Source organism: Thalassotalea nanhaiensis (assembly GCF_031583575.1).
In the GTDB taxonomy this organism is placed as follows: domain Bacteria; phylum Pseudomonadota; class Gammaproteobacteria; order Enterobacterales; family Alteromonadaceae; genus Thalassotalea_A; species Thalassotalea_A nanhaiensis.
The window spans coordinates 3,650,575-3,663,569 of sequence record NZ_CP134146.1; the positions used below are offsets into that span (position 1 = coordinate 3,650,575).

Consider the following 12,995-nt stretch of genomic DNA (forward strand, 5'->3'; position numbering starts at 1 on the left):
TCCCACATATTTACAAAATAATACAATCTTTCTCAGCTATTACCTTATTTTTTATTCCCTAAGGCTTAACTCATCGGTATATTAGAAAGTAAGCGCTGAGTAAGTAATTAAAATGCTTACCAATAATAAAAATACTATGGATTAGTTATGCACAAACTCCTTCGATTATCTTATTTACCAAGCTTAATTCTATTAACTGCTTGTGGCAGTGGTAGCGGTGGTAGTGATGATGATGATAAAGAACCAACAACTCATCAATTCACCTTACAATCACTTATAAAAAATTCATGTGGTCAGGCAACCCCCTACTCCGATGCTCAGGTATTTTTACAAGATGAGAATTGGCAAGTACTAAGCGAACATCAAATAAATGATGAAGGCCTCGTTGAAATCACCACGACTAACGATAAAATAAACTTTACCGTATTAGCCGCGTTTAAAGGCGATAATAATATCGAGTCTTATCAGGCGATGTCTTATCATCAAGTTGATAGTGACGTAAAGGCGACTTACTATGCAACGCATTCGGATAAATTAGATAACTCAACTTGTGAGTGCATTACTCAAGATGTAGTGTTATCACACATCAACTCAAACAATGTTCAAAACGCACTAAGCTCAGCTACGTTTGAAGGCTATGAGTTGATTGACGGCAGTACAACAACATTTAAACAAGTAGAATCATGTCGAATTAGTGGCCAAGAATGGCCTGAACACTCATTTGCAGTTTATGATTCTGAAGAAGGATTTGTTGGCTTTCATCAGGACTTTACCACCACCGAAAACGGTACTTGGGAAGTTTTTGACGATGGCAACGGTATCTCGGTTAGTTTTAATCGCAAAGATATGAATATGACCACTTCGCAAATATTTAACCACACTAGACACTTTGCTAAAACAGTCGTGGCCGAATCAAATGAAACAATTATTTTTGAAAATCATAAGTTCACGGGTAACGCAGTATACAGTGCCAGTGCCGACTTTATTTTTAAAGAAGAATCTTCACCATTTGGCTCTGTTGGTTTAAAAAGTAGAGAAACCGTTTTTAGTCCCGATTACAATGATTCACTCGCGGTTAAGCCAAGCGAAGATGATGAAAATATTGACTATATAACCTGGGGTGAAATCGAAGCATCAGGCGCTTATGATTACTCGCATGTAAGTAAGCATAAAATGGCAGTGATCAGTTATGTGTTTGATGCAAAGAATCCTGACACGCAATTAGATATGCCAGTATTATGGACTTCTTTTGGCCCAATTGAAGGTCAACTTCCGATGAATACTTTATTACCTGGCTTTGAAGATATTATTAACGGTGATACAGGCATCGATGTTACTCAGGTTAACTTATTAAGACATCATAGTTTTGACAACTATCAAGAATACATAAATTATTACACCAAACTTGGTCATGCTGATGTTAATCAACAAATGGATATCACAGACGATACTGTGCACCAATATTTTGTTGAATTAGTTAAGTAAAATAAAGGATTTGGAAAAATAAAGGGGTCAGTGATAATTTTATTCTGAATAAAATTATCACTGACCCCTTTTTAGTTGTTAAACCTATTAATTGTTACGGGTTAAAGAAGGTAAATGCTGCTTCAAACGCATTTTGTTGAAATTGCTTTAAACCGGTATCTCTAAAGTCGATACTTACTTGTGCTTTGTTCAATTTTTCTTTAATGATATTCGCGCGTACAAGTTCTACTTGTAAGTCATCGATCAACTGAATGGCAGCCTCAATTTTAAATCCTTGTGAGCCACCGGCAAACTTGCCTTTAGTAGCACGTTCTTTGATTACAACTGCATCAATTTTATAGTCTTCAACTAACTTTTTAAAAGCAAATTGAAATTTACGAATATTTTCAGCATCAGTTCCTTTTTGCAGTGCAATTTTTGGCACGCGCAAATGAGGAATGTCATACAAATTATTTTCTAATGCGACTAAACTAATTACAGCTTCATCGGCTTTGATTTCTACACCACAAACTCTCATGGTTTCTCCTATTAAACTTAATGAACACATTATAATCTAAACTTAGGATTTATATGTAATTAATTTGCTTTACAGTAAACTTGTTGGCAATCTAAATGAAATAAAGTATCTCACAATAATTTTTAAGGTTAATGATGAAAAAGTATTTACTCTCTGCCGCTATTTTTGCAGCTTTATCGGGCTGCTCACCAGCAGAAAAAACACAACAACCAAGTAAGGTTGAACAGCCAACAGAAGTTACTCCTGAAGAATCAGCATCTGCACCACAAGAAAGTGTTCGAGAGAAAAGCAACAATGTAGATCCAAAACTCAATGCCGAATTTGAAACATTTACCCATACATTAATTGAAGAGTTTTGGCAGTACAACCCTGGCTACGCCGTTTATGTGGGTTATTATAAATATGATGATCAATTACCAGTTCCAGACCAAAAGCGCATTGACGAAGAAGTTACTTTTACTAAGGATAGATTGACGACATTAACAGCCTTTGATGTAAACAAACTTAGTGCAAACAATGCCAGCGATTACTATATTTTAAAAAACCAAATGGAATCACAGCTGTTTACCGTTGAAGAATTTAAGTCTCATCAATGGAACCCTGCTAACTATAATGTAGCCGGAGTTTTTGGCGTTATTTTAAACACCGACTACAAAGCGAAAGATGAGCGTTTGCGAGCAATCTTCCGTCGTATGGAAAACATCCCGGCATATTATGAAGCGGCGAAAGCCAACATAACAACGCCAACTATCCCACATACAGAATTGGCAATTCAGCAAAATAAAGGCGCTGCGTCATTATTTACTGACACAATTCATGCCGCCATGATTGAGTCTGGTTTAAGTGACACTGAAAAAGCTGATTTTAATTTCCGTTTAGCTAAAAGCGCTTCGGCAATAAATAAGTACATTAAATGGTGTGAAGAAAAGCTGGAAGAGCTCAAAGCCAACGGCACTGCTAAAGATTTTCGCATTGGCGAAGCATTGTACGATAAGAAGTTTTCTTTAGATATCTACTCAAGTTTAACTGCTAAGCAACTGTTTGATAAAGCAGTTAAAGAAAAAGGCCGAGTACATGGCGAAATGGCAGAAATTGCCGAACAGCTTTGGCCAAAGTATTTTGCCGATACGGCAATGCCTAGCGATAAATTAGTAGCAATAAAGCAAGTCATTGATCATATTTCAGTTAATCATGTTGAACGTGAAAAATTTGTAGATAGCATCCGCGCGCAAATTCCTGAACTTGAAAAATTTGTTATGGATAAAAAGCTGCTAGAGATGGATGCTGACAAACCTTTAGTAGTTCGTGAAACTCCAATATATCAACGTGGGTTTGCTGGGGCATCTATCAACCCTCCTGGACCATATGATGCAAATGCCAATACTTATTATAACGTAACGCCTTTAGATAACTTTAATGCTGAACAAGCCGAAAGCTATTTAAAAGAGTATAACCATTGGTTACTGCAAATTTTAAATATTCATGAAGCAGTTCCAGGTCATTACACCCAGTTAGTACACAGCAATAAATCAAAATCTTTAGTTAAATCTATATTTGGTAACGGTGCTATGGTTGAAGGTTGGGCGGTTTATACTGAGCGCATGATGCTGGAAGAAGGTTATGGTGACTTTGAACCAGAGCTTTGGTTGATGTATTACAAGTGGAATTTACGTACTATCATGAATTCAATCATCGACTATTCAATTCAAGTGAATAATTTAAGCGAAGAAAAAGCCTTGGACATGATGATCAACGAAGCATTCCAACAAGAAGCTGAAGCACAAGGTAAATGGCGCAGAGCAACTCTTTCACAGGTACAGCTTACCAGTTACTTTACCGGTTACTCAGAAATTTATGACTTGCGTGAAGAGCTAAAAGAAAAGCTTGGTGATGATTTTGACTTAGCCGACTTTCATAACCAATTTTTAAGTTATGGCAGCTCGCCAGTACCAATTATTCGTCAAATGATGTTGTCAGAGTAATGACATAAATGATGTTTTAAAGTAGTCATAAGGGTTAACTAAAAAGTTAGCCCTTTTTTTGCAATAAAAGTTAACCATAATTAAATATAAGTAGTAAAATTAACAGCATAGAAGTTATTGGCAACACCTCATTAGGAATAACGTTAGTGAAACCAGATTCGTTTACACAAAAGCGCCACTTTATTATTACTCTTGGCAAACTATTGCATAAGTTTGGCGCTACCGCTTATCGTTTAGAAAATCATTTGAAAAACGTTTCCCGCTTATTAGAAGTACAAGCGTCATTTGTGATCACGCCCACCTCATTAACGTTCGTACTTTTTAATGTTGAAGACCAACAAGAACATAACTTTATAGTTCGAGTGAGCCCAGGAGATATTGATCTAGGCGCATTATCTAGAACCAATGAACTGGTAGACGAACTAGATTCAGGTCAACGCACTTTATCGGAAGCCATTGAGCGCTTGCAGGAAATACCCAATAAACCGTCTCCTTACTCGCCATTTCTTACGTTTTTGGGTTTTGGTGCATCTTCAGGTGCATTTGCCATGTTAATGCATACTTCCTGGAACGATGTATTTTGGTCTACCCTGCTTGGTTTTATCGTTTTTCTATTGGTTATTTGGTCGGAAAAATCGAAAAGTGTTGGTAATATGCTTGAGCCATTATCAAGTATTGTGGCAGCTGTAGGGGCAAGTGCCATTACATTAATTGACCCCACCATAAATGCACCTTTAGTTATCCTGTCGAGTATTATTGTTTTTATCCCGGGCTTATCACTGACCACAGGCCTGAGCGAACTGGCTGAACGTAATTTAATATCGGGAACCGCGAAGATAATGGATGCGTTAATGACCATGTTCAAGCTTTATTTTGGCGCTATTTTAGGTTTAACTTTAGGCAGTTTGTTGTGGGGAACTGTGGATAAAATAGATGTAGAACTTGTGCCTCAATGGACTCAATGGCTAGCGGTATTAATTCTGTCTATGTCTTTGGTGATTATCTTCAGAGCAAGACCTCGTCATGCATTTTGGGGAATTTTATGTGGTTTCATCGCCTATGGCTCTAGTGTTTGGGCAACGAACTATGTTGGAGTTTCTCTTAGTGCATTTGTTGGTGCTTTTGCTGTGGGCGCGTATTCAAACCTTTTTGCTCGATTCTTAAAAGCGCCAGCCACAGTTGTTATGCTCCAGGGTCTAGTTGTATTAGTACCAGGTTCGAAAGTTTATATTGGTTTAAACTCTATGGTAACCGGTAGCCAGATTGTACAGGCTGATCAGTTAGGCTCACAAACGTTCTTAATTTTCATGTCACTCGTCGCCGGGCTCATTTTTGCTAATGTTGCCGTACGCCCACGAAGCTCACTGTAAGCATAAAGATAACTATGTGTATATTATTCATCGCCATTAATCAGCATAAGGATTATCCATTAATCATTGCCGCTAATCGCGATGAATTTCATCAACGACCAACAAAGTCAGCGTATTTTTGGCCTGCACCAGCTGAAATATTAGCCGGTCAAGACTTACAAGCAAATGGGACTTGGCTTGGGCTGAATAAACAAGGCGACTTTTCAGCTTTAACGAATATAAGAAGTGCTTTAATGCTGAATATTGATGCTAAATCTCGCGGAGAATTAGTACAATTGGCACTGCAACAGCCAGAGTTAATTAATCAGCAATGGTTGATTCAAAACAGTCAGCACTACAATCCATTTAACCTCGTTTATACGCAAGATAATAATTTATATTGTTTTAACAGCAGTACGTTAGAACATACGTTATTAACGGATGGCTTTCATGCTATCTGTAATGGTGCAATGGATGATGTGTGGCCGAAAATGGCTAAAGGTGAAATACTACTAGAGCAATTAATAAGTGAACAACAAGAGTTACACAGTGAACATTTGTTTGCCATCATGCAAGATCCCACTCAAGCACCAGATGAATTACTACCAGAAACCGGAGTAGGCTTGGAATGGGAACGAAAACTATCCAGTATATTCATCAAGTCCAGCGAATACGGCACTCGTTCTACTGCTGTAATTTTAAAACACCATAGTGGTAGTATTGATTTTTATGAACAAAGCTATACTAGCAACGCTGAGATATTTAATAAAAAACAATTTGCCCTCGCGCATCAATAAAAACAACATTAATAAAAGTGAAAAGCATGAATAAAATTTGTATTGTTACTGGCGGCTCTTCAGGCATTGGCTTGGCGATTGTAAAAGCCTTTATTAGCAATGATTACACTGTTTATAATTTAGATATTCAGCACTCGACCCTTGGTCACTTTATTCAATGTGATATGAGTAAGGTTGAACAGGTGCAACAAGCCATCGCTCAAATAAACAGTCAAGAAAAGCAGGTAGACGTGTTAATTTCTAACGCCGGTATCCATCGGTCAGCCAGTATTGAAAACACTTCAGAAGAATTGCTAGATGAAGTATTTGCCATTAACGTTAAAGGCGCATTTGCCGCGACTAAAGCTGTTTTATCTTTAATGAAAAAGCAAAATCAAGGCAGTATTATTTATATAGCATCCGACCAAGCACTTGTTGGAAAATCAAATTCCTTTGCCTATAACTTATCAAAACATGCGTTAGCGTCTATGGCAAAAACTACCGCACTTGATTATGCCAAATATAATATCCGCGCTAATGCCATTTGCCCAGGTACTATTGAAACTCCACTTTACCATAAAGCCATTGACAAATACTGTGCTGAAAGTGGCGCAAACAAAATTCAGGTTCATGCTGAAGAAGCAGCATTACAGCCACTAAATCGTCTAGGCCAGCCAGAAGAAGTGGCACAATATGCGTTGTTTCTGGCGAGCGATAAGGCACCATTTATTACCGGTAGCTTACAAGTAATTGATGGCGGTTATACCACTGGCTAGCTTAAAAAATTATGTATAAAATTATTGACCCGCATATTCATTTATTCGACTTAATTAGTGGCGATTACCATTGGCTAGAGCCTAGTAACCCACCTTTTTGGCCGAAAAAGGCATTAATTAATCGTAACTTTAATGAGGTTGATTTAGTACTGAATGAGTCAATGACTCTTGCGGGTTTTGTACACATTGAGGCAGGTTTTGATAACAACAAACCCGAGCGAGAATTAGCCTGGCTCGAGCAACACTGCACCACGCCATTTAAAAGCATTGCTTTTGCCGATATTTGCTCAGCTGATTTTCATCACCACATACAAACGTTACAGCAATATAATTCCTTTATTGGTATCCGTCATATTCTCGATGATCAGGCAGCAATAATTCTTGCTCACCCTAACTTTCTCGCAAACCTTAAACTTCTGGCATCACTAGAGCTTATTTTTGAATTACAATGCGATTGTTCAGATATGGCTGTAGTTGCACAGTTATCAGGTTATCTTTTAGACGTGCCCAACTTGACCATTATCATTAATCATTGTGGTGCAATAGATGACAATACTCTTAATCAAGGATTGAAAAATGGCTTAGCTACTCTTGCTGAGCATGAGCGGTGTTTTATAAAGTGTTCGGGTTGGGAGATGCGCGATAATAATTGGCAACCGGAAATATTAGCACCACTAGTGCATTCAATCATTACTATATTTGGTGAACACCGAGTGATGTTAGCCAGCAATTTTCCCGTGTGTTTATTCAGTATCAGCTACGCCCAAATATGGCAGCAGTATGCACAGCTTTCTGGTTTTGCAGATAAAACCCTTGAAGCCCTGTGTTTTAACAACGCTTCTAGGGTCTATCAGTTATAAAGTAAGCGTGGTTTACTTCACTTCCGCTCGAGGTGAACGCATAACAATCTCATCGTTAAGTTCAATACCAATACCTGGCTCTTCAGACACTTGAAAGAAACCATTAACGGGTTGAGGATCTTGGATACATAATTCACGATTCCACGCTTTAATCGCATAGGTATGATGTTCATGAATTAAAAAGTTTGGTATCGCAGTTTCCAAATGTAATGATGCCGCGGTTGCCACAGGACCACCACAAACATGGGCTTGAATGCGAATATCGTAAACATCAGCGTAATCACAAACTTTTTTCGCTTCGGTAAAACCACCACATAGGCCAACATCTGGCTGGAGCACATCGATGCTTTGATCTTCAAAATATGGACGCACATCCCAGCGGTGATACAAACGTTCACCACCTGCGATAGGGACATTAACATTATCAGATACTTTTTTATGAACCGCTGAGTTTAAATAATTCACCGGCTCTTCATACATCATACAGCCGACTTCTTCGACTATTTTTCCCATTTGAATTGCTGACGCAGCCCCCATTAATGAATGCGATTCAAAAATAATATCGACATCATCACCAACAGCGTTACGGATAGCTCTAAGGCGATTGCCAAATAAACGCATTTGTGGGTTAGTAAATAACTTAGTGCGATCAAATGCCGAACTACCATCGTGGTTATAAACGATTGGATCGACTTTTACCGCATCATAGCCCTCGCTTACCGCTTTTAAGGCAGCTTCAGCGTACTCTTCTGGTTGGATAAGTTTTTTACACTCTTTATCCCAATCAAACTGTAATTGGCTCGCGTAAGTGCGCAATTTATCATTTACCTTACCACCTAACAGTTGGTAAACCGGTACACCTAATGCCTTGCCTTTAATATCCCAAAGCGCGGTATCTATTGCACTCATTGCCGAATAAAGTACAGGGCCGCCACCAAGTCCCCAAAAACTTTCTCTCAGCATACGCGACCATAAAAGCTCTGTTTGAAACGGGTTGAAGCCTATTAATACGGCTTCGGCAATTTCTTTTATCATCGCTGCGGCTGCACTATGGCCCCAATCGTAGGCTAACCCTGCTTCACCAACGCCAGAGATACCTTCATCAGTATGAATGCGAATAAACACAGGGTTCCAAGGTGGTCTTTCAGGGCATTCGATATCAAAAATTTCTACACGGGTGATTTTCATGGATTCTCCAAAGAGGGTTATTTTATTAAACTGTAATTATATAAAGTTAATATTCGGTAATTATAGAAGGAACTAGATACGAGCAACGAGAAACTAACAACGCCATTTCCTGAACTTGTTTCATGAAGTCGGTTAATGAGCTAAGCTGCTCTTCGTTTCTAGTTTCTATTAATCTCGTTCCTTGTTCTTACTTAGCAAAACCAGGGTCAAGTCGATACGCTTTACGCATCATTGCTGGCCATGATTTTTGCCCACCAGTTGAACCGGTATGCACGACATTTGCTTGTGCAATAATATTATCAACAATAGGTTGCTCAACCATGATTAGCTCTTCACCACTTGCTTGCAACATCAATTGAATTTCACAGGCACGGTTTAAATCGTACATACGCATAAATGCATCACCAATAGTAGCACCAAGCGTTAAACCGCCATGGTTTCTCAATAATAAGTGATTATTTGTGCCCAAGTTTTGCTGCAAACGTCGTTTCTCTTCTGGGTTTACTGCCAAGCCTTCATAGTCGTGATAACTCATCGATGCCATTGAAAACATGGAGTATTGACTTAAAGGAAGTAAACCCTGCTTTTGTGATGCTACCGCAATGGTTGAGTTGGTATGTAAATGCATTACACACCCTGCATCATGGCGTACTTCATGAATAGCGCTATGGATAGTGAAACCGGCAGGGTTAATGTCAAATTCACCACCGTCTAGAATATTACCGTTTATATCTATTTTGACTAAATTTGATGCTGTTACTTCATCAAATGCGACACCAAACGCATTTATAAGGTAATGCTCGGTGTTAGGTATTTGCGCTGATATATGCGTATAAATTAAATCATCCCAGCCAAAATGTGCGACTAAGCGATAACATGCAGCTAAATCTAAGCGAGTCCGCCATTCATTTTCACTCACGTGATGCTTTAAATCTCTTTCTGGTAAATCAAACAACTTCATCGCCTTAAACATTGTTTATAATTGATAGTACGTATTATACATTGCAATCATACCAAGTCCGATAATTTCTCTGAATTGGTATTACTAGCAATCATTGTTACAGCAGAGTAAACTTATCTCTAGTAAAATTATACCCTTGGAATCAATGAATGTTGAATAAAGTATTCTCAACTATTATATCAATTTGCATTTTCTTCTCGCTGAGCAATAGCGCAAATGCAATCGAATATAAACTGCCGCAGGATAACAGTAGACTTGTTGGCGAGGTCACCAAATATACTGTGGTAAAAGGTGATTACTTTCAGCAATTAGCGCAAAAATTTAATGTCGGCTTTTTAGCCCTGATGGAAGCAAACCCAGGCGTTGATCCACTACGACCTGAACCTGGTACAGAACTAATCATTCCAACACAACTTATTCTCCCTTACGGCAAACACAACGGTATTGTTATCAATTTGTCAGAGCTGCGTCTTTATTATTTTAATAATAAGAAAAAGACAGTGAACGTGTTTCCTGTTGGAATTGGAAAAATTGGTCACTCTACACCGACCTTGATTAGTGAAATAACCGAAAAACGCACCAATCCCAACTGGTTTCCTACCGAAGATACACGAAAAGATTATTTTGAAAAGCACGGTGTGCAGATGGCAAAAATGATCAAAGCAGGGCCAGACAACCCATTAGGTGATTACGCCATGCGAATTGGTACCAGTGCTTATTTGATTCACGGCACTAATCAACGGTTTGGTATTGGCATGCGTGCAAGTTCAGGTTGTATTCGAATGAACCCTGAAGATATTGAATGGCTTTTTAAACAATCAGCGCCAGGGACTAAAGTTAAAATTATCAATGCACCAATAAAGATGGCTTATATTGCACCTGATAAGCGTTTAATTGAAATACATTCTCCACTGTCAGATAACCAAGGCAATGTACCTAGCCTATTGCCAGTTTCCAAAGGTGTGGAAAAATTTATCGGCTCTGAACAAGACGATATTGAGTTATTGAAAGAAATAATTGCGAACCCGAAAGGGATCCCAGTAGAATTGTAGCTGGAAATAATACCAATCTGCATAAGGAATGAGTCACTCAGCGATACTAAAAGAGTTTTAGACGAGGCTTTCATTTTGTACTGTGGTTATTCCACTGTAAAAATGTTTAACGAAGTATAAAACTCTTATAGCATCGCCCTTTGGGTGATTATCAAACCCACGATAACGGCCCCAAATTTAAAGAAGATAGAATAACTATCTGCTTTAAATTTAGATTGTTCGACCCTGTAACTAAATCTGTGTAATTGCCTATTATTAACCCCTAAAGGGTTTAGGATAGGCAATGATGAATAAAAAAGAACTCGAAGCGTTTGCTAAGCAAGCCGCTAAATCAATCAAAACAGAATCAGACTTAACTGATTTTCGTAAAATGCTCACCAAGGTGACCGTCGAAGCTGCGCTCAATGCAGAGCTAGACGAACACCTTGGTTACTCTCGCCACGAACAATCGAGTAAAGAGAATTACCGCAATGGTTATTCTCCTAAAACCATCAGAACAGAAGATGGTGAAGTCGATTTAGAAGCACCTCGTGATAGAGATTCAAGCTTTGAACCACAACTCGTTAAAAAGAATCAAACCCGTTTTACCTCGATGGATGACAAAATTTTATATTTGTATTCCAAAGGCATGACCACGCGCGACATCGTCGCTACATTCAAAGAAATGTATGACGCAGATGTTTCACCAACACTGATTTCTCGCGTCACTAATGCTGTCATTGAACAAGTGGTTGAGTGGCAAGCAAGGCCGCTTGATGCGGTTTACCCCATTGTATATTTGGATTGTTTAGTTGTAAAAATCAGACAAGATAAGCAAGTCATCAATAAAGCCGTTTACCTAGCCTTAGGTGTCAATGTTGAAGGCCATAAAGAATTACTGGGTATGTGGATATCGGAAAACGAAGGCGCCAAGTTCTGGATGAACGTGTTAACCGAACTTCAAAACCGTGGTGTAAAAGATATCCTCATAGCGTGTGTTGATGGCTTGAAGGGCTTTCCTGATGCCATTAATACGGTTTACCCTGACACACAAATACAGCTCTGTATTGTGCATATGGTGCGTAACTCATTGAAGTTTGTGCCGTGGAAAGACTACAAGGCCATCACGGCTGATTTAAAGCGTATTTATCAATCAGTCACAGAAGATGAAGCCTTGATGTCGCTCGACCAATTTGAGCAACGCTGGGACGATAAATACCCCAATATCTCTCGTTCATGGCGTAATAACTGGCAGAACGTCAGTACATTGTTCAACTACCCGGAAGATATTCGCAAAGCCATTTACACGACCAATGCGATTGAATCACTCAACAGTGTTATCCGTAAGGCTATTAAGAAACGTAAGCTGTTTCCGCATGATGATTCTGCGCGGAAAGTGATTTATTTAGCGATAGAGCAAGCATCGAAAAAGTGGACGATGCCGATAAGAAATTGGAAAACGGCCTTGAATCGATTTATGATTGAATTCGAAGACCGTTTGAAAGATGTTATTTAAACCTGGCAGTTACACAGAATCTGTTACAGGGTCGATTGTTCTAGTGCGTTTGATAAACACTGAGTTGACTATATACTTATACAGGTTGGTATAAAAACGACCGGAACAAGTCCGGTCGATTATTTAGAAAATAACGTCTGAATTTAATCAGGCGAACAGCTTATTAACTGTTTATTTTTTATAAGAGCTTACAACGTTGTCTACACGTTCGTTAGCTTTTGCTGCTTCAGCTGCTGCTTCTGCTGCCATTTCTTTAGCTGCTTGTGCTTCTGCTGCATTTTCTTCATGAGCTGCTTTCATCGCCGCATGATCACCAGTTAAACTTTCTACTTGTGCAGAAAGGCTATCAACTTTAGTGTTTAAATCAGCAATACTTTGATTAAGTTCATCATTATTAGCACAACCAGTTAAACCTAGTGCTAATACTACCCCTGAAAGAGTGATTAATTTGTTATTCATCCTGAGACTCCAATTTCATATTAATTTAACTGTGAATGTATCTCACATTCTTAGTCAGTATGGCATAAATATTAAAAAAAACAGTTTTTTATTGT

At 38.6% G+C, this 12,995-nt stretch carries 12 protein-coding genes; 8 read left to right on the forward strand and 4 right to left on the reverse strand.

The window, feature by feature from the left end:
* Positions 1-147 precede the first annotated feature (147 nt).
* Positions 148-1,485, forward strand: a complete 1,338-nt coding sequence (locus RI845_RS15840; RefSeq protein WP_348387141.1) for a hypothetical protein — start codon at positions 148-150, stop codon at positions 1,483-1,485.
* A gap of 94 nt (positions 1,486-1,579) precedes the next feature.
* Here RI845_RS15840 and RI845_RS15845 read toward each other — a convergent pair whose 3' ends face one another.
* Complete coding sequence (locus RI845_RS15845; RefSeq protein WP_348387142.1) at positions 1,580-2,002, reverse strand: DUF3010 family protein; 423 nt, start codon at positions 2,000-2,002, stop codon at positions 1,580-1,582.
* 134 nt (positions 2,003-2,136) lie between these two features.
* On the opposite strand from RI845_RS15845, the gene RI845_RS15850 reads away from it, so the two are divergent.
* From RI845_RS15850 to RI845_RS15870, 5 genes are all read left to right on the forward strand, one after another.
* Complete coding sequence (locus RI845_RS15850; protein ID WP_348387143.1) at positions 2,137-3,984, forward strand: DUF885 domain-containing protein; 1,848 nt, start codon at positions 2,137-2,139, stop codon at positions 3,982-3,984.
* Positions 3,985-4,130: 146 nt separating this feature from the next.
* The gene (locus tag RI845_RS15855; protein WP_348387144.1) at positions 4,131-5,354 is read left to right on the forward strand and encodes a threonine/serine exporter family protein; all 1,224 of its coding nucleotides are present in this window, start codon (positions 4,131-4,133) and stop codon (positions 5,352-5,354) included.
* Between the two features lie 14 nt (positions 5,355-5,368).
* Positions 5,369-6,130: an NRDE family protein gene (locus RI845_RS15860; RefSeq protein WP_348387145.1), complete on the forward strand. Its 762-nt coding sequence runs from the start codon at positions 5,369-5,371 to the stop codon at positions 6,128-6,130.
* A 26-nt stretch (positions 6,131-6,156) separates the two neighbouring features.
* Complete coding sequence (locus RI845_RS15865; RefSeq protein ID WP_348387146.1) at positions 6,157-6,885, forward strand: SDR family NAD(P)-dependent oxidoreductase; 729 nt, start codon at positions 6,157-6,159, stop codon at positions 6,883-6,885.
* A gap of 11 nt (positions 6,886-6,896) precedes the next feature.
* Positions 6,897-7,745 carry an amidohydrolase family protein gene (locus tag RI845_RS15870; protein ID WP_348387147.1) on the forward strand — a complete coding sequence of 283 codons (849 nt, stop codon included), beginning with the start codon at positions 6,897-6,899 and terminating at the stop codon, positions 7,743-7,745.
* A 12-nt stretch (positions 7,746-7,757) separates the two neighbouring features.
* Here the strand turns inward: RI845_RS15870 and RI845_RS15875 are convergent, their stop codons facing one another.
* Both RI845_RS15875 and RI845_RS15880 read right to left on the reverse strand, forming a co-directional pair.
* On the reverse strand, positions 7,758-8,933 hold the full coding sequence (locus tag RI845_RS15875) for a mandelate racemase/muconate lactonizing enzyme family protein (protein WP_348387148.1): 1,176 nt from the start codon (positions 8,931-8,933) through the stop codon (positions 7,758-7,760).
* A 187-nt stretch (positions 8,934-9,120) separates the two neighbouring features.
* Positions 9,121-9,888, reverse strand: coding sequence for a class II aldolase/adducin family protein (locus RI845_RS15880; RefSeq protein WP_348387149.1), 768 nt, complete (start codon positions 9,886-9,888; stop codon positions 9,121-9,123).
* A gap of 155 nt (positions 9,889-10,043) precedes the next feature.
* On the opposite strand from RI845_RS15880, the gene RI845_RS15885 reads away from it, so the two are divergent.
* Positions 10,044-10,946: a L,D-transpeptidase family protein gene (locus RI845_RS15885; protein ID WP_348387150.1), complete on the forward strand. Its 903-nt coding sequence runs from the start codon at positions 10,044-10,046 to the stop codon at positions 10,944-10,946.
* A 286-nt stretch (positions 10,947-11,232) separates the two neighbouring features.
* Positions 11,233-12,441 carry an IS256 family transposase gene (locus RI845_RS15890; protein WP_348389553.1) on the forward strand — a complete coding sequence of 403 codons (1,209 nt, stop codon included), beginning with the start codon at positions 11,233-11,235 and terminating at the stop codon, positions 12,439-12,441.
* Positions 12,442-12,612: 171 nt separating this feature from the next.
* On the opposite strand, the gene RI845_RS15895 is transcribed toward RI845_RS15890, so the two are convergent.
* Positions 12,613-12,900: an Lpp/OprI family alanine-zipper lipoprotein gene (locus RI845_RS15895; protein ID WP_348387151.1), complete on the reverse strand. Its 288-nt coding sequence runs from the start codon at positions 12,898-12,900 to the stop codon at positions 12,613-12,615.
* Positions 12,901-12,995: the final 95 nt, after the last annotated feature.